14 protein-coding genes are annotated in these 18,057 nt (G+C 42.6%); 12 read left to right on the forward strand and 2 right to left on the reverse strand.

Features of this window, described 5'->3' with window-relative positions; genetic code table 11:
• Nucleotides 1-22: 22 nt before the first annotated feature.
• From ACMXYS_RS07195 to ACMXYS_RS07240, 10 genes are all read left to right on the forward strand, one after another.
• Nucleotides 23-601 carry a hypothetical protein gene (locus ACMXYS_RS07195; RefSeq protein ID WP_415898077.1) on the forward strand — a complete coding sequence of 193 codons (579 nt, stop codon included), beginning with the start codon at nt 23-25 and terminating at the stop codon, nt 599-601.
• A gap of 128 nt (nt 602-729) precedes the next feature.
• Nucleotides 730-987 carry a hypothetical protein gene (locus ACMXYS_RS07200; protein ID WP_415884361.1) on the forward strand — a complete coding sequence of 86 codons (258 nt, stop codon included), beginning with the start codon at nt 730-732 and terminating at the stop codon, nt 985-987.
• A 4-nt stretch (nt 988-991) separates the two neighbouring features.
• The gene (locus tag ACMXYS_RS07205; protein WP_415894142.1) at nt 992-1,519 is read left to right on the forward strand and encodes a helix-turn-helix transcriptional regulator; all 528 of its coding nucleotides are present in this window, start codon (nt 992-994) and stop codon (nt 1,517-1,519) included.
• A 204-nt stretch (nt 1,520-1,723) separates the two neighbouring features.
• Complete coding sequence (locus ACMXYS_RS07210; protein WP_415898078.1) at nt 1,724-3,142, forward strand: isochorismate synthase; 1,419 nt, start codon at nt 1,724-1,726, stop codon at nt 3,140-3,142.
• Nucleotides 3,123-4,838, forward strand: coding sequence for a 2-succinyl-5-enolpyruvyl-6-hydroxy-3-cyclohexene-1-carboxylic-acid synthase (menD, locus tag ACMXYS_RS07215; protein WP_415898079.1), 1,716 nt, complete (start codon nt 3,123-3,125; stop codon nt 4,836-4,838). The genes ACMXYS_RS07210 and menD overlap by 20 nt, the downstream gene beginning before the upstream one ends.
• Nucleotides 4,839-4,845: 7 nt before the next feature.
• Nucleotides 4,846-5,619, forward strand: coding sequence for an alpha/beta fold hydrolase (locus ACMXYS_RS07220; RefSeq protein WP_415898080.1), 774 nt, complete (start codon nt 4,846-4,848; stop codon nt 5,617-5,619).
• Nucleotides 5,612-6,463, forward strand: coding sequence for a 1,4-dihydroxy-2-naphthoyl-CoA synthase (menB, locus tag ACMXYS_RS07225; protein WP_415884366.1), 852 nt, complete (start codon nt 5,612-5,614; stop codon nt 6,461-6,463). Before ACMXYS_RS07220 ends, menB begins: the two co-directional genes overlap by 8 nt.
• Nucleotides 6,460-7,401 (forward strand): enolase C-terminal domain-like protein, encoded by a 942-nt coding sequence (locus tag ACMXYS_RS07230; protein WP_415898081.1) that lies wholly within the window; start codon nt 6,460-6,462, stop codon nt 7,399-7,401. The genes menB and ACMXYS_RS07230 overlap by 4 nt, the downstream gene beginning before the upstream one ends.
• Nucleotides 7,395-8,696 carry an AMP-binding protein gene (locus ACMXYS_RS07235; RefSeq protein WP_415898082.1) on the forward strand — a complete coding sequence of 434 codons (1,302 nt, stop codon included), beginning with the start codon at nt 7,395-7,397 and terminating at the stop codon, nt 8,694-8,696. The genes ACMXYS_RS07230 and ACMXYS_RS07235 overlap by 7 nt, the downstream gene beginning before the upstream one ends.
• 273 nt (nt 8,697-8,969) lie before the next feature.
• A complete protein-coding gene (locus tag ACMXYS_RS07240) occupies nt 8,970-9,875 on the forward strand; it encodes an HDOD domain-containing protein (protein WP_415884369.1) in 906 nt (301 codons plus the stop codon).
• A gap of 235 nt (nt 9,876-10,110) precedes the next feature.
• On the opposite strand, the gene ACMXYS_RS07245 is transcribed toward ACMXYS_RS07240, so the two are convergent.
• Nucleotides 10,111-11,829: a protein adenylyltransferase SelO gene (locus ACMXYS_RS07245; RefSeq protein WP_415898083.1), complete on the reverse strand. Its 1,719-nt coding sequence runs from the start codon at nt 11,827-11,829 to the stop codon at nt 10,111-10,113.
• Nucleotides 11,830-12,230: 401 nt separating this feature from the next.
• Between ACMXYS_RS07245 and ACMXYS_RS07250 the strand changes: the two genes are divergently transcribed.
• Together ACMXYS_RS07250 and ACMXYS_RS07255 are read left to right on the forward strand one after the other, a co-directional pair.
• Entirely contained in the window at nt 12,231-14,795 is a 2,565-nt protein-coding gene (locus tag ACMXYS_RS07250; protein WP_415898084.1) for a diguanylate cyclase domain-containing protein, read from the forward strand.
• A gap of 476 nt (nt 14,796-15,271) precedes the next feature.
• Nucleotides 15,272-17,260: a methyl-accepting chemotaxis protein gene (locus ACMXYS_RS07255; RefSeq protein ID WP_415898086.1), complete on the forward strand. Its 1,989-nt coding sequence runs from the start codon at nt 15,272-15,274 to the stop codon at nt 17,258-17,260.
• Between the two features lie 55 nt (nt 17,261-17,315).
• Here ACMXYS_RS07255 and ACMXYS_RS07260 read toward each other — a convergent pair whose 3' ends face one another.
• Nucleotides 17,316-17,999, reverse strand: a complete 684-nt coding sequence (locus ACMXYS_RS07260; protein WP_415898087.1) for a winged helix-turn-helix transcriptional regulator — start codon at nt 17,997-17,999, stop codon at nt 17,316-17,318.
• Nucleotides 18,000-18,057: the final 58 nt, after the last annotated feature.

The raw sequence follows: 18,057 nt of genomic DNA on the forward strand, positions 1-18,057 counted from the left end.
GAGAAAATTTCAAGGATGGTAGATGTGTGAATTAAAAAGGATTTTACGCCTAACACTAATTAGTTGTTTGCTATTTAGTTCTAATCTTGCCTATTCAGGCGTTAAAGAATACCCCATCTTAAAGGTCGATTACGGCCCTTCAACCACTTTTAAGACCGGTACTGTCGGTAAGATCAATATTCCGTTAGACGAGCTTACCAATGCAAAAATCGCAGTCTTGGATGGGTTAGTAATCATTTTCGATGATGGTTCTAATCTATCAATGGAAACGCTCACCGATATAGCTCTTGGATTCCAAGGCGTTGATATGCGCACTTGGCCAAAGTACCTCTTAGGAATACAAAACGCTGGTCCTGAACCTGAGGGCTACAAATCCGAGCTGCAACAATCTAAAGAGCACATTATTGACACTGAAGTATCAGCTTACGAGATAAGAACATTTCCTACCGAACAGGGAATCGGTTACTGGGCTATTGGCCCCAAAAAATCAGTAATCGTATTTACTTCATCAGTCATAGAAGACCAGGTGGCGCTCTTATTTGCTGAAAATATGGATGAGCAGCAAATTAAAAAAATCATCATTAATGGCACGCTAAGATAAAGATATTACGTGAATGCCTAACCCTGTGATTGAAAGGTATGTGCTTGTAGAGCGATTATTATTTTAAATCGGTTGTCGTTTGACAACTTGATAGTGCATTTCTAAACTTAGCATACGGAGAGACAGGGATGTCTCGTAAGAAACACTCCAAAAAAGAAGTGGAAGCCGCATTAGTTTATGCGGAAAAGAATGGTTGGCGTATTGAAGTTGGTGGAAGCCACGCTTGGGGTAAAATTTACTGTCCTTATAATGACAAAGAATGTCGTTGTGGTGAGTTTTGTATCGTTAGTATTTGGAGCACCCCAAAAAGCCCGCAAAACCATGCTAAGCAGATCAAACGAGTCGTTGATAACTGTGCTGTGAAAAAAGCATGTGATGAGGAATAAAAGCATGCGTGATTATGAATTTACCTTGAAGTTTGCATTGCCAGACGCTGACATTGATCCTAGTACTTATGTTGAGCAATTAGGTGAAGCAGGGTGCGATGATGCATTAATTGGGTTAGGTCATAGTGGGCGTATCGCTTTACAATTCACCCGAGAAGCGAAAAGTGCTTCTGAGGCTGTGATCACCGCGATAGAAGATGTGAAGTCTGTGATTCCAAATGCTCAGCTATTTGAGGCGACACCTGATATGGTCGGGGTTTCGGATATTGCTGAAATCATAGGGGTATCTCGGCAAAATATTAGAAAGCTGGTAATGAATCATGGCTACACCTTTCCTGTCCCTGTTTATGCAGGTAGTTCTTCTTTATGGCACCTTTCTACCGTTCTTGATTGGTTTGAGACCGAGCAAAACAAAACTATTGAACCGACGATAAAAGAGATCGCTTTTACAAATATGCAGGTTAATTTAGTTAAGGAAAGCCATAAGCTTGATCCTATCTATTCTTCAAAGTTATCTGTTCTCAATCTGTAGAGCCTATCTGCAGCTCCGTTTACCGTTATTTATGAATTAGGCCGCCACATATCATAGACATCATGGTTTGATACAGAGCAGAGAAAGTAAAGAAACATGGGTTTCTTAGCACATTAGATTAGCTGTTCTGTTGTGGTCATATTTGTATTCGGTATTATGTTTTGAATAATGTGATCATTCATTCTTTTTTAGGCCAAGGATATTTTGCAAACACTCGTAAAGCCTGCAGAATCTCTTATCGATTTTTCGGATCAACCTGACTTTGTTGCAACATTGTGTAAGCAGGTTAGCCTCCTACCTTATTTTTTAGATCGTATATACCACGCTTCGGTTTCTGTCGATCGACAGGATTTGATTGCCTTTCTTTCCAACAATACCTCTCACCAGCAAATGTATTGGCATGAGCGAGATCAGGATAGATCGCTAGCAGGCCTTGGTGTCGCGGTGGAGGTAATTACAGGATCATCATCTGAAGCGATTGCTGAAGTTAAAAATTTATCATCTCGGATCTTTAGCCAATCTGAAAAAGCGTATCTCCCTTGGTTCTTTGGCGGATTTTCGTTTGCTGAAGAAGATGAGAGTGATATATGGCAAGAATTTCCATCCAGTTATTTTGTTTTGCCGCAGATCTGTTTGAGTGAAACTCAGGGTGAATATCACCTACATATTCACCTGCCATGTAACGGCGAGGCTGAATGGAATACTGCAAAAAATGATCTGATTAGGCTACTTCTTGCACTGGATTGGGATCAGTCCATTCCAGAACCTAGTGAGGAAGGTCTGCAGTTTCAAAAATGCTCTAGTATCGATAAAGCCCATTGGCATGATCTCTGTGATCAGGTTCAGAGTGACATTGATCAAAAGCATGTTGAAAAAGTCGTTCTCGCCAGAGATGTAGTCGTACCAGTTAATGGTTCAATGAATGTTCATCATTTATTGAACCGGTGGTTGACGGTAAATTCAGATACTTATTCGTTTATGCTGCAAAGAGGCGATAAGTATCTTTTGGGGTGTTCACCTGAGCGTCTTTATAAAAGAGAAGGGCAGCAACTTAGCACAGAATCATTGGCTGGAACGGTTGGGCGAGGAGACGATTTAGCGGGTGATGATCTGTTAGCTCAAAAGCTATTCAATGGCTCTCAGTTTCAGAATGAACATGGGTTGGTCAGCCGATTTATACAGCAGCAGCTTGAAGGTGTTTGTAACACGGTTGATTTTGAACCTACTCAAGTTATGAAATTGGAAAAAGTTCAGCATCTTTACCAAAAGGTGACTGCTGAACTTAATTGTAATATTGATGATGCTGAATTGATAAATCTGCTCCACCCGACACCTGCTGTATCGGGTTATCCTAGAAATGCCGCCTTGAATTTCCTGTCTTCAAATGAGTCCTTAGCGCGTGGTTGGTATAGCGGAGGGATTGGAATCGCCAGTTATAGTGATGAGAGGGAGTTTGTTGATTTTGCTGTCGTGATTAGATCTGCGCTACTGGAGAATAACCGTTTACACTGTTTTTCTGGTGTCGGTTTGGTTGAAGGCTCCGATTCAGAATCGGAATGGCAGGAGCTGGATTCGAAAATTAACTCTCTTCTCGATGTGGTTTATGGAACAGCACAACACTAATCTGACAAATCTATGGGCCGCTGCTGTTCTAGAACAGTTAGTTCAGTTGGGCGTCGAGGACATCTGTATTGCGCCTGGCTCTAGAAGTGCTCCTTTAGTTATTGCGGCTGCCAGGCTTTCTCTGTCTAAAACCAATAATGGGGAGCAGGGGCAGCTGAGATTACACACGCATATTGATGAGCGAGGCTTAGGTTTTTTCGCACTGGGTCTTGTCAAAGCGCGGTCAAAGCCAGTCATCGTGATTACTACATCTGGGACTGCGGTTGCTAATTTATATCCTGCAGTCATCGAAGCTTTTCAAACATCGCAGCCGTTGATAGTGCTCTCTGCTGATAGGCCTGAAGAGTTGCTAAATTGTGGCGCGAATCAGGCGATTAATCAGAAAGGAATCTTTGCTGATAATGTTGTCGAATTTTGTCAGATTGATGCGTTAGATAGTGAAGCAGAGATTACAGAAAACCTGAGTTCAATTGTCAGGGCTTACCAGAAAGCCAGTACGTCAGGCCCTGTACAGATCAATTGCGCATTTAGGGAGCCGCTTTATCCAACAGATGATGTGGATCTCTTAGATACAGACAAATACCTTCAGATTGTTGCTCCAGAGAGCCTATCTGCTTCCTCTGTTTGTGAAACAAAGTTTAGCCAACCCAAAGGGAAAGCAGTGCTTGTCGCCGGTGATTTAACCTCTTCGCAAGCACAGCATGTGTTGGCAATGGCTGAACGGTTTGATACCCCAATTCTTGCCGACATAAACAGTAATTTGCCGAAGCATCGATTGATTATTCAAAGTGTTGAACTGATTCTTGAAGCTCAGCCTGACCTTCTTGCTGAATACGACTCGGTGATTCAGTTTGGTGGGCGGCTTGTCGGCAAGCGCTTGTTGAATTGGTTATCTGAAAGCCATTTTGAAAACTATATTTTGGTATCTCCACAGGCGTTAGCACTCGATCCCTCTAAAACGGCTACCCAGATTTGCTTAGATATAGATGAGTACTGTCAGGACGCGGTCATCGAAAAATCAGATCATGCTCTCTTGTTGGAAAAGAGCGGTCAGATACTGGAGAAAGCAAGAACCTTTGTGCGTTCACTATCATTCGGTGAGCTGAAAGCTGCGCAGACTCTATGTGATGTTCTGGATGGTAGCGTGGACCTCTTTGTCGGTAATAGCTTAAGCATTCGTTTGATGGATCTGCAGTCTAATCGAGATTTCTCTGTATTCAGTAACCGAGGGACGAGTGGGATTGATGGGCTGTTGGCCACAGCTTGTGGTGTACAGCAGGGGCGAGGGAGACCTATGGTGGTTTTGTTAGGTGATACCTCGCTGTTGCATGATCTAAACAGTTTGATGATCGCACGCCGTCATATCAGTGCCTATCCGCTTATATTGATAGTGTTGAACAATGACGGCGGCAGCATATTTAATATGCTGCCTACGGCAAATTTAGGTGATATTCAGCGAGATTTTTTCCAGCTACCGCATGGTCTGGAGTTTTGTAATATCGCTAGGAGTTTTGATATTCCTCATTATTTACCGAGCACCGAAGCGCACTTCAAACAGCAGCTTACTGAGTTACTCAAACAGAATGGGGTGGCAATGATCGAGTTACAAGTACCTCCCACTGAGAGTAGTCAGCAAATAAAAGCACTCTATGAGTTTTCAAGAAATCATGGCGCAGCTTCTGATTCGACAGGCTAATAATTAGATGCTGATCAACCATCCGAATTACAATGGCCAGATATTAACTGAAAGCTCCCCCGTTATACTCTGCCTCCATGGCTTTATGGGGGGGCAGGATGATTGGAAACCCGTTATAGATCTTCTCCCAGATAGTCAGAAACTGAATATTCTTTATCTCTCTTTGCCTCTTTCCTTCCCAAAAGAGGTGACAGATATTGAAGGTTATAGCCGTTGGTTGTGGCAGCAACTTCCCGATTTTAAACAACCGGTGTTTTTACTAGCGTATTCTCTGGGTGCACGTATTGGGATGCATTGGTTAAGGGATAATCCTGGTTTAATTTGTGGTGCTTTATTCGAGGGAGGGCACCCGGGCCTCCCCGGCGACAAAGCGCGGCTAGACAGTGATTTAGTTTGGCAGCAGCGGTTTAGTCAGCAGGATCTTAAGCTCACTTTGGAGCAGTGGTATCAGCAAAGTGTGTTTAATGGCAGAGAAAAAGATACAGCGGAACAGATCTATCAACGGCATAAGGCTGATCCATCTGCTTTAGGAAACTTATTGCTGACTCTATCTGTGGCTAATCAGCAGGATATGACGTCCTCACTTGGGGGGCACCCTATTACCTATCTCACAGGAGAGCATGATAAAAAATACACAGAATTAGCAAAACAGCTCGTTCAACAGCATGCTAATATCGTTCATCATGTTATCTCAGGTGCAGGCCATAATTGTCACAGTGATCAGGCCTGTAGTGTGAGTAGGATTTTATCTAATTTTTTAACGGACTTTATTCATGACTAACCCTGCAGACAGCAGTATCCAGAAGGGCGCAGATTGGGTTGATTGCGGGCAGCAATTTACAGATATCCTTTATCACAAGGCTGAAGGTATCGCTAAAATCACTATTAATCGTCCTGAAGTACGTAATGCCTTTCGCCCACAAACTGTCAAAGAGATGATTGCGGCAGTCAATGATGCCCGTTATGACGATCAGGTAGGTGTGGTTATTCTGACTGGGCAAGGAGATATGGCTTTTTGTTCAGGCGGGGATCAGCGAGTTCGAGGTGATACGGGCTACGAAGATGAGTCTGGTGTTCATCACCTTAATGTTCTGGATCTTCAGAAGATGATCCGAAGCTTACCTAAGCCAGTTATCGCGATGGTAGCGGGTTATGCCATTGGTGGCGGTCATGTATTACATCTAGTGTGTGATATGACGGTAGCTGCGGAGAATGCTCGATTTGGTCAGACAGGCCCTAAAGTAGGGTCTTTCGATGGTGGTTTTGGTGCCAGTTATATGGCAAGTATCGTAGGGCAGAAAAAAGCCCGTGAGATCTGGTTCTTATGTGATCAGTACGATGCAAAAGAAGCACTAGATATGGGCCTAGTCAACAAGGTCGTACCTTTAGAAAATCTAGAACTAACCACGGTTGAGTGGTGCCGAAAAGTGCTTAGGCTTTCACCAATGGCGTTGAGAACGTTAAAGAGTGCTTTCAATGCTGGAATAGACGGGCAAGCAGGTCTTCAAGAGCTAGCCGGTAATGCGACTATGTTGTTTTATATGACAGAGGAAGGGCAGGAAGGCCGTAATGCCTACAATGAAAAACGTCCACCTGACTTTAAGCGATTTAAACGCCAGCCATGATCCCTAAGCTCCGGCTTCTTGAGTATGAAATTCCGTTTACCTCTCCCTTTGTTTTTAATATGGGTGGTAAGCGGAAAACACTCAAAACTAGACAGGGATTGCTACTACACTGGTTGTTCGGCGATCAGAGTATTTATACAGAGGTCGCACCCTTACCAGGTTTTTCAAATGAAACCCTACAACAGTGTAAGCAGCAGTTATTAGTGCTTGATTCGACGGAATTGTCCGCTTTTGTTAGTTCGAAGCGCTTATACCCAAGTGTGCGGTTTGCAATTGAAGCTGCGTGGTATCAACTTGAGAATCCTTTGCGTTCTACAGCTGTTCGTTCCTGTTCGCTTATGGATAAGAGCTCCGAAAGCCATCGGATAAAAATTAAAGCAGGGCATCAATCAATTGAGAATGATGTTTTGTCTTTAAAATCAGCATTAGCTTATTTGCAACCTCATCAAAAGTTACGAATTGATGCCAACCGGACATGGACGATAGAAGAGCTAGAAACTCTCCAGCAAGCACTCAATACGTCACAAATCGATTATGTGGAAGAGCCGCTTAAGTGCTTCGACCATTACCAACCTAACGGATTGTCTATCGCTTTTGATGAATCTCTCCGCGAGCTAGATCCGCTAAAGCCTGTTCCGGAAATATTCTTTACTGCTAAAACCTGGGTATTAAAGCCAATGCTATGTGGGTTACAACGAACTATAGAGCTTGCTGAATTAGCTCGTGAGAGGGAAATAGCCTGTGTGCTTTCCAGTAGCTTTGAAAGCAATGTCTCATTGGAGTTTTATCATTCACTGGCTCAGGACCTGGAATTAACCGAGGAGCAGGGCTTGGATACTCTTAAGTATCTTGCAAAAGACCTACAGCCCGCAAAAATTAAGCTTAGAGCGGAAAAAGTCCCATTGGCAGATTGTAAAGAGATTGCGCAGCTATGCTAGAAACGCTCCTCGAAAAGCATTACGGCAATGGCAGTACACTGGGTGATGAGCAGCATCGTTTTTCTTACGAGATGTTTAATCGTCTGATTCAATCTAAGAGAGATGAACTGTATTCATTCGGGTTAAGAGAGCATCAACTTGTTCTGTATAAAGCTGCTAATACGCTTGATACGCTCATTTTAAGTTGTGCCATTATGGAGTTGGGGGCGGTAGCAGTTCCGTTCAATCCTGCATTTAGTGAGACCTTGCTGAATGAGTTAAAAGCCCTTAACCAGTATGCGTGTTTTATCGATCAGCATGGGGTAACGGGACTAGATGAAGAGCATGAAGAGGGTGTTGTTGATTCATCCATAGTGAATGGAATTTTTACATCGGGATCGACAGGAACACCTAAACTGGTTTGTTATCGCCTCTCTAACCATATTGCCAGTGCTAAAGCTTCAGCGATCATCAATCCTTGCGACTCTTCTGATCATTGGCATGTCTCATTGCCGATCTACCATATCGGTGGCTTTAGCGTGCTTTTCAGGGCAATAGTGTCCGGTGCATCGCTGACTATTGGTGGCCGTGTAGAGGACCCATTATTTCTACAGAACATGGGTATAACCCATGCTTCGATGGTGGCGACACAGTTACAACGTTTCAAAGCATCAGCTGACAATATAAAGGATTTAAGGCTAAAAACCTTGCTGATAGGGGGAGGTCCTACGGCAGATAAACTTCTACGTTTATGTGCTGACCTGCCTTTAAGAAAGACTTACGGCATGAGCGAAATATCGTCACAGGCTTGTACTGAAGGTGAAGATGGCTCGATGGAAGTGCTAGACAGTGTCGAGCTAAAGGTTGATGAAGACGGTGAAATATTACTGGCAGGTGAAAGCTTATTTGCAGGCTATCTGGTTAGTAACCAATTGAGATCATCAGAGGCATTTTTCCGGACAGGTGATATCGGCCGGTGGGAGAGTAACAGGCTGCTGATTACAGGGCGTAAGGATAATCAGTTTATTAGCGGCGGTGAAAATATTCAGCCGGAAATGATTGAGAAACAACTACTCAAACTAGAAGGTGTGACTCAAGCAGTAGTGGTTCCTGTTGAGTGTCCTGAATTTGTCTATCGACCTTTTGCTTGGGTAAATCCAGATTGTTGTTTTGCTCAGATTAAGTCCGATCTTAAGAACTTATTACCCAGTTTTATGATTCCTGTTGGCTTTGCCCAGATACCTGATTCTATGATGGTGAAAGGCCTCAAGTTATCTCGCAAGGAGCTTACCGCTCTAGCTGAACAAGAGCGGTAAGTAATAGCCTATCGCTAATCCAAATAAGGCGTTTATGACCTTAAACGATAAATCTAATATACAGAAAAACGAATTAATAAGAGTTATTAAATTAATACTGCAATGTGCCAAAGTAGATGCTCTGCACAACAATCATTACGGGCTAATTTAATAGTACTTGAGCAAACTGATATACTGAAAACAGAGGATGTATGCTGGTATATGGCTATTTTTATTAAAAACTATTGACTGCGAAACAGGTCGAAGTGTTTTTAAAGAATGAGAGCGTTGAAAGTGACAACTAAGAAAAGAAAACTCACTTTATCAAGAATAGAAGAGCGTGTTCAACAGTTACCGCTTCTGCCTTCTGTTGTTTGTGATTTGATGGCGCTTGATACAGACTCCCCCTTCTTTTATGACAAAGTAACTGAGTTGTCTCAAGCAGACCCTCCGCTGGCAACAAGAGTACTAAAAATTGCTAACTCAGCCTCTTCGGCACATTCCCATGTCATAACTGATCTGCATGAAGCACTGATTCGGGTTGGGACAGATAAAATATTATCGATTATAACAACATTATCAGTTGCTCGAGTTTTCACCCCCGTAACAGATCAGCAAAAAGCCATTTGGCAGCACTCAATTGAAACAGCTCATATTGCGAAGTTTGTGGCGATCCATCTAAAAGATTTTAACGTGGATAAAGGGCTGGCATTTACTTCAGGCTTGTTACATGACATAGGAAGATTTGTACTGTTTGAAATGACAGCTAAAGCCATTGATGTCGTAGATGCTAAGGGCTGGGACACGCCGATAGAATTACCTGAGGTAGAGAAAGGAGTACTTGGTTTTACACATGCAGATGCTGGCTTTATTGCGGCGAAGAAATGGCAGTTGCCGAAAGTAATTGTAGACATGATTCGTTATCACCATAATTACGAGATAAACGAACACAACGAAGTGTCAGCAGAATTGCGGAACTTAGTTTTAGTTGTCCAGTTCGCAGATTTGGTGAGTGTTTTAATTGAAAAGAACCCAGAATGGCCTGATTGGGATGAAGCAAAATTGACTAGTGAAATTCGTAGTTTCTGTCACCACGATAGTTGGCCTAAAGTTAATTTTCCAGTAAATGAACTCGTAAAAGAACTACCAGTTATATCTATTGAGTGCTATCAGATACTTGAAAAGCTAAGGTTGAGATAAAATCTACCCTACTGTTTATTAGTTAATACTGGTTTGTAATCTATAAAAAGTTCTTGGACCTCATGGTGAAGTGTTTCTGCCTCAAGGATTTCCTTCGTCTGTAGCAGTTATCTAGTGATAAGTCAGGTTACTTTCGTAGGCTGATATGCACTGGAACTATCAGAAAACACTTTGATTAGTCCCAATATTGGAATTATTGATTATATATTGGGACTTTTGGGCTCCGCTTAAATCTTTACGATGAACAGCTGTAATGAGATAAACCACCTAGATCATTCAGTTCTGCTGGTCTTAATCTATAGAATTTATCTTCCACTTCTTGTGATTGTTCAGCATAAGGCTGAGTCATTACTTTCTGTAGTTCCCTTATAAGCTCGTAATTACCTTCCGTAGCCTGCTGATAAGCTGGTTGTACAAACCACTCACGTAGAGTGTATTTAGGGTTTACCTGTTTCATCTGCTGAATACACTCTTCTGGCGAACGATTCAGATAGGTATTAGCCTGCTCCACAGCGGTGTTCCATCGCTTAAGCCAATCTTCCCAGCGTTCACTGAGTTTGCTAGATGGCGCTTGGTAAAAGCTATTTGTTAATGGCTCTAGGCTCTCTGGCAGGTTGGATAGTTCACGGAAGAAGAGCGTGTAATCAGTTTGGGTCTGGGTCATTAGAGCTAATAGCTCTTTTACTAGTTCTGGCTCAAATTTATGTAGGCCTAATTTTGCGGCCCACATTGCTTCCATTTTGTTAGTCATCTCTTCTGCAAAACCGTTTCTGATTTCACTGAGCTGTTCTATTCCGTCAGGAGCTGTTTGGAGAAGGGGAGCTAAGGCTACGCAGAACATATGGAAGTTCTGTTCTGCGGCTAGAGGCTGATTTAGGAAGGAGAAGTGATGCCCGCCGCCGGTCCAAGGTTGGAATTGTGGATCAAACTCATCCATAAAACCGTATGGACCATAATCTAGGGTAAAACCACCCGCAGCACAGTTATCGCTGTTGAAGTTGCCTTGGCAGTAGCCGACCCGAATCCAGTTACTGACTAGTGAAGTGAGTCGGTCACGGAAAGCTTGAGCGAGTACCAGCGCTTTCTCTGTTAGAGATAGATCCTTATCGATTGCATAGCTGTATTCACGCTCGATCAAATGGAGAACTAGCATCTCGAGTTCTTCTAATGCTTTAGGGTGTTCTTGTTTTCGAGCACGGCGACCAAAAAGCTCTAACTGGCCAACACGAATAAACGATGGGGCAACACGTGTTGTGATTGCAACCGGGTTATAGACCATGGTGTCAGGTTCATGAGAGTGTGAGCCTTCAGAATACCAAGGCCGCCTGACCGTTTCTGATTTGGAAACGTAAAGGCTCAATGATCTTGATGTCGGCACGCCGAGGGCATGCATATGCTCTTGCGCTAAAAACTCACGCACACTTGATCGTAAAACTGCACGGCCATCTGCTCCGCGGCAATATGGAGTTTGACCGCCGCCCTTAAGCTGCATCTCCCAACGTTTATCGTTGAAGATGCCTTCTAAAACAGAGACTGCTCGACCATCTCCATATCCGTTACCTGTGCCAAATGGGCATTGTTGATAGTACTCATTTCCGTAGATTGAAAGGGCATAACCGCAGGCCCAACCCTGCTTACGTAAAGGTTCGGGTACTTGAGAAAGGTCGCCAGAGAACATCTGCTTGAAACCAGCCGATTGCGCCAGAGTATCCTTAAAACCTAATTCTCGAAAAAAGGTATAGCTATGTGTGATGTACTCAGGCTTATTGATAGGTGTTGGGTTAACTGGCACATAATGGCCAGAAAAGATCTCTCTAGGGAAATGGTCGATCCCGTTTTTTGTTGCTTCTGGATCAGGATTTAAGGTTTGTAATAGCGAGTAATCGGCGTGAGCTGCAAGATCGTCGAGTGAATCGATAGTTGGTTCATGATTTGTAGCAGATGGATCGATCATTGTAGCTCCATAACTTGGGTTAACGCTGGTATGTGTAGTTTCAAATATCTATTTGAGATTTAAAAGAGGGCAAGATCTCTTATAGCAATAAACTTTAGTGAAACGGGTAAATAGTTAACATCCGAAATACTGAGTTTATCTTGATTAAGCGGTATTTTCTCAGGCTGCTTTTGGTTTGTTAGTGGCCTGTTAATAGGGCTATACAAAATCCTTTAGTGTTTGTTTGAAAAGTGAACAAATGTCGCCTTTGTGACAATATTTTTAGGTCTTTAGTTCATATCCTGTACCGTAGAAATAAGTTGTTTAACGTCTATAGTAAACCTATACCCCAATATTTGATTACATAGTGTTAAGGGTGGGGGCTATGTAAGGCTTTTTGGGATTCCTACCTGGTTTCTGAAATGGTATTGAAAAAAGAGTCTCATAAGCATTTTTGGCCAATTATCACGATTATGATGTTTGTCGGGGTAATTACTTGTTTAGCTTCGATTGGGATCTTATACAAGTCTGCTGTTGAGGCTGCAGAATCCCGTCTAGTGTCTCTTGTTTCAAGCAAAGCTCGCCTTATAAATTCAGTTGCTGTCTTTGATGCGGAATACAGTCGTGTAGACCACCCTGATGGGGCTGAAGGTGCAACCTTAAGTCAAATTCGAAACTCGTTTAAGGATAAAAATGGGTTTGGGGAAACCGGTGAATTTGTTGTTGGTCAGCTCAGAGGAGAGAGTATTGAGTTCTTGATGAGTTCTCGTCAACTTGAACAAGCCCCCAATCCTATACCGTTAAGCGAAAGTGCTGCTGAACCGATGAGGCGGGCCCTGAATAATGGAGCCGGTACAGTTGTTGGGCTTGACTATGAAAATCGTGAAGTGATTGCTGCTTATCAGTTAGTTCCCCAATTGAGCATTGGTCTTGTCGCTAAAATTGATATGGCAGAAGTACAAAAGCCTTTTATCAGTGCCAGTATTAATGCCTTAATTATTGCTCTGATCATAATAGTGATGGGGACATTGTTAATCAGTCAGATAGAGGAAGAGGAGCACTCAAGTAGTGAAGCCTTTGCATTAAAATCAGGTGTTGGGCCTAAAGAGTGGCTTATATATCGGATATTGCTGCTCGCTACAGTAGCCCTCACTGTGATGATGACCTCGATAGGTTTGTTGTATCACTCCGAACGTGAAGCTGAGAATCAGCGCCTGTTAGATATGGTTGAAACTCAAGCGAGTTTGATTAACGCAGTAGCTGAGTTTGATGCTCAATACAATGAGGATGATTTTCCCGGCGGTTCAGTAAAAGCGACATTACTTCAAGTTAGCAATTCTATGCAGGAGTCACCTGGTTTTGGCGTGACCGGTGAGTTTTTGTTAGGAGGTTTTGACGGTTACAGTGTGAAATTCCTTACACAGCCTTCGCATGCTCTTGAGCCTGTTCCAGATTTTCATGTAGTCGAACCCCACTCGAATGCAATGAAACAAGCATTAGCTGGGCGCACTGGCACGCTGGTGGATATTGATTATCGTAACGAAAATGTTCTTGCTGCATTTACTCCACTTCCTGCATTGGAAGCCGGTTTAGTCGCTAAAATAGACATCCCTGAAATACGTAGTATATTTTTTCAAGCCAGCTTTAAGACCAGTGCTGTTGCTGCGGTTGCAATTTGTTTTGGAGCATTGTTGTTATGGCAACTATCTGGATACAAAAAAGATCAAGAGTTACCTGATTTAGGGCAGCCTATAAGTCACGGCTTGGCAATCTCTGACGAAGCAAGAGTTAGTCCTGTTTTACTGCTCTTTACACTCTCTTTGGGAATCGCGTTATTTGTTTTAGATTTAGCACTACCTTTGGGCATAGCATGTGGCTTGCCTTATATCTTTTTTGTTCTGGTTGGCAAGATATATCCCCGACGTGAACATACGCTGTTTTTGGCATTTCTCGCCACTATTCTAATTTTTATTGGCTACTTTTATTCACCTGTAGGCGGGCAAGATTGGGTTGTTATTACCAATCGGGTTTTAGCCGTGGCAGCTATATGGCTAACTGCATTGACAGTGAGTGTTTCTCAGGCACAAAACCGAGCGCAGAAGGTGCAAGCTTCCGAGCTTAGAAGGCTTTCTTTAGCCGTAGAAAATAGTCCCGCATCTGTCATTATCACTGATCCTGATGGAATCATTCAGTACGTCAATCAGCGTTATACGGAACTTACAGGTTATAGCCGAGAAGAGTCTGTAGGGCGCAAAAGTAATATGACTCGATCTGGTAACACCCCAGACCCAGTTTATAGCCAGCTATGGGAGTCTCTAAATAGCGGACAGACATGGCAAGGGGAGTTTCACAATAAGAAGAAATCAGGTGAGCTTTATTGGGAGAGAGCTTCCATACATCCGATTATTTCAGCTAAAGGTAAGGTTGTGAATTTTGTGGCCTTACAAGAAGATATTACTGAGCGAAAAGTTAGTGAGATAAAGCTGCAATATATGGCGACTCATGACAACTTAACAAACCTACCTACGCGTCGATTGTGTATGGATCGTTTAGCTAAAATCATTGATATAGCGAAAAGGAAGCAGATGCAGGCTGCGGTTTTGTTTATCGACCTTGATGGCTTTAAAGAGGTAAATGATAGCTTTGGTCATGATGTTGGTGATCAGGTATTAATTGATACCGCTACAAGGCTTAAAGCATGTGTAAGGGAATCTGACACAGTAGCGAGAATTGGTGGCGATGAATTTATCATTCTTTTAAGTGAGATCAATAAACAACAAGATGCAGCTTTTGTCGCTAAGAAAGTCTTAGAAAATATTAAGCAGCCTTACAACATCGAGCAAAAAAAGATAGATATTGGCGTAAGTATAGGAATAGCAATATACCCCAATAATGCTGTAAATACGGAACGTCTTATTCAGTGTGCAGATAAAGCAATGTATAGCGTCAAAACATCAGGTAAAAACCATTATTCCTTCGCTGAATAAACCGTATAAATAATAATGTCTTTTCTTGTTATTGAATCTATTTTATCTAATTAAGAGATTAATTATTCAATAATAAGTTCTTCCTAATTTGTGAATAGGCCTGATTTTTAATATTTGTTTGTATTTGCTAATTTAGTTAATACTTAATCTGTTTCTACTATATTTCTATAAATATATGTAGTAAATATCTATTACATGTCGATATTATGCCTATTAAATAGTAGTGAGTTGTATGTTCTTTAGTATAGGTTTAAACGCTTGTATGAATTTAATTGTGCGTTAAATTAATGCCTATATAATGCTTAATCTTCTATAAAAGTAGCTGTAAAAGTTATTAATTAATTTATTTTAGGATTTGTTAATGAAAATATATTAGGAGTTATTAAACAGATAGCTATCTATATTTTTTGATTAAAAACTATGGCAGCCTGCTGTTCCTGCTTTTAGGGTCTTTAATCAAAAAGGAGTTTTTTAAGATGACGCTATCTCGCAAGCTCACCATAATTTTCTTAGCTGTGGGTATAGTTCCTATGTTGATTTTGGGAGCTTTTCTTACCTATACCAGTAGTAATAGCTTAAGTGATCAAGCGCTTAACAAGTTACAAGCGGTGCGCAGTATTAAGCAAAATCAGATCGAGTCGTACTTTGCTGAGCGTGAAGGTGATGTGATGATGCTCTCTGAGATGATCAACTCTATGACATCTGCAGGGCATACTCTAAACAGCGTCGAACAGATGCTTGGTGTAGAGGGTGGGGATGGTAGTTTCTTTGCAAAGTACATTAATGCCTATGGTTATTATGACCTTTTCTTAATCAATCCAGCGGGCACTGTTTTCTATACAGTGACACGTGAGGCTGATTACGGCACTAACCTACTATCAGGCCCGTATCGTGATTCTGGCCTAGCTAATGCTTTCCGAAATGCCCGTGATGAGAATAAATTTGTATTAGAAGATTTCGCCCCTTACGCACCTAGTGCAAATGCGCCGGCCAGTTTTATTGCCTACCCAATCCAACAGAATGGTCAGTTTGCGGGTGTTATCGCGCTTCAGCTATCGATCGAAAAGATCGGTTCCATCATGCAAGAGCGAGATGGTATGGGTGAAACGGGTGAATCTTATCTGGTTGGATCAGATAAACGTATGCGATCTGACTCTTTCCTTGATCCTGAAGGGCACTCTGTGATCGCTTCTTTTGCCGGGACTGTTGCGAAAAACGGTATTGATTCTGTATCGGTTCGCCAAGCATTAAATAATAACGAAGGCGTTACAGAGTTGATTGATTACAACGGTAACCCTGTATTGTCTGCTTATACATCGGTGAAGGTAGGGGGTCTTACCTGGGCACTTATCTCAGAAATTGATGTGGCTGAAGCACTTGAATCTGTGTCTGGTTTGAAGATGACGGTTCTGGTTACGGTATTAATCTCAATGGTTATCGTTATTGCTGTGGCTTATGTGTTTTCTCGATCGATTACACGCCCGTTAGGTGGTGAGCCACACGAGATGAAACAGGTAGCCGACACCATCGCATCAGGTGATTTAACCTTAGCCATTGATGCAAATCAGCAACATGGCAGTGCTTATAGCTCGATGGCTGTTATGGCGGATAACCTGCGAAAAATGGTTGCTGACATGATCAGCATCAGCGAGCAGATGGCGCGTAGTAGTGAGGAAACATCAGTTATTACTACTCAAACCCATACCAATACAGAGCTGCAGCAAAACGAATTAACAAAAATCTCTGCGGCAATGGTACAGATGGTTGCAACCGTGCAAGAGGTTGCATCGAACGCTCAGAATGTTTCCGATGCCACATCAAATGCATCTAGAGAAGTCGTTGCCGCTCAGAAAGGGATAGAGCAAACCATGCAATCCGTTGCTGAGCTTTCCCATGAAGTAGATCAATCCAATCAAGCGATCCTGAACCTCGAAGAATACAGCGCGCAGATCGACTCTATCTTAGCTGTGATTGTAAGTATTGCTGAACAGACCAACCTATTGGCGCTAAATGCTGCGATAGAAGCGGCGAGGGCAGGCGATCATGGCCGAGGCTTTGCAGTGGTTGCTGATGAGGTTCGCTCCCTTGCTCAAAGAACGCAGGATTCAACACGCGATATCGAATCGATCATTACCCAGCTAAAAGAGGGGACGCGCCGAGCAAGTGAATCTATGAATGTGAGCATCAAGAAAACTCAGCTTTCACTTCAAAGCACTAAAGAGATGAATGATGTGATTATCTCTATAGGCGCAGGTGCAGAACGTATCAGTGAGATGATGCTGCAAATTGCCAGTGCTACAGAGCAGCAGTCTTGCGTGGCCGATGAGATTGGCGAGAACGTAAATTACATTCACCAATTAGCGATTGAGAATGCCACAGGTGTTGGTGAAACCGCACAAGCGACACAGCACTTATCGCAATCTGCGGGTAACCTACATCAGCTAATCGCTCAGTTTAAAACTTAACTGGGTTAGTCATAAGATATAAAAAAGGCCTTCATTATGAAGGCCCTTTTTAGTTTTAAATCTCATTAGCCGCCGGTATATCGGCAAACATACTATTATTCATCCACCGGCTGACATTAGCCGTTAAAGAGCTAGGGCCGATTAGGTTTAATCGCTGTTGTCTAATCGCGGCTTTATAGCTGATATCACCCATCCAGATCTCAATCATGGTGCGCAGATCGGTATTAAACCAGATATCGACCTCTTTGCCTGGGTCTGTAGTACAGACATCTTTATGGTTACCGTCGACCATTACCCACCATTTAGCTAAGTGTTCACGGTCGCTAAAGTTAAAGCAGATTGTCGTTGCACCGTCTGGGAGTTTATCGGTTTGGATGCTGCGTTCGAGATAAACCATCAGCAGTTCAATATCGAGTTCGCTGTCGGAGATCTGACCGCGGGTCCAACGCATGCCCCAATCACCAATTTGCTGAATAATCGGTAAAAGTTCTTTGCCTTGATCGGTTAAAAAGTACTCGTAGCCCCGTTGGTTTGGGATCTTTTTACGAATCACAATACCGGCTGCCGTCAGCTCATTTAAGCGCTTAGTAAGCATAGTAGGGGAGATAGCAGCCATGCCGCGCTGAAAGTCATTAAAGCGTTTTCCACCCATGAGTAGCTCACGGACGATAAGAAGCGTCCACTTTTCGCAAAGTAGCTCCGAGGCTTTAGCGATTGGGCAAAATTGCATGTACTGCATAAAAATCTCTACTATTTTTTCGTTTTTATTCTTAACTACAGAATTTGTAGTTTGATGC

Origin of the sequence: Neptuniibacter sp. QD57_21 (assembly GCF_047778075.1) — a bacterium.
GTDB lineage: Bacteria > Pseudomonadota > Gammaproteobacteria > Pseudomonadales > Balneatricaceae > Neptuniibacter.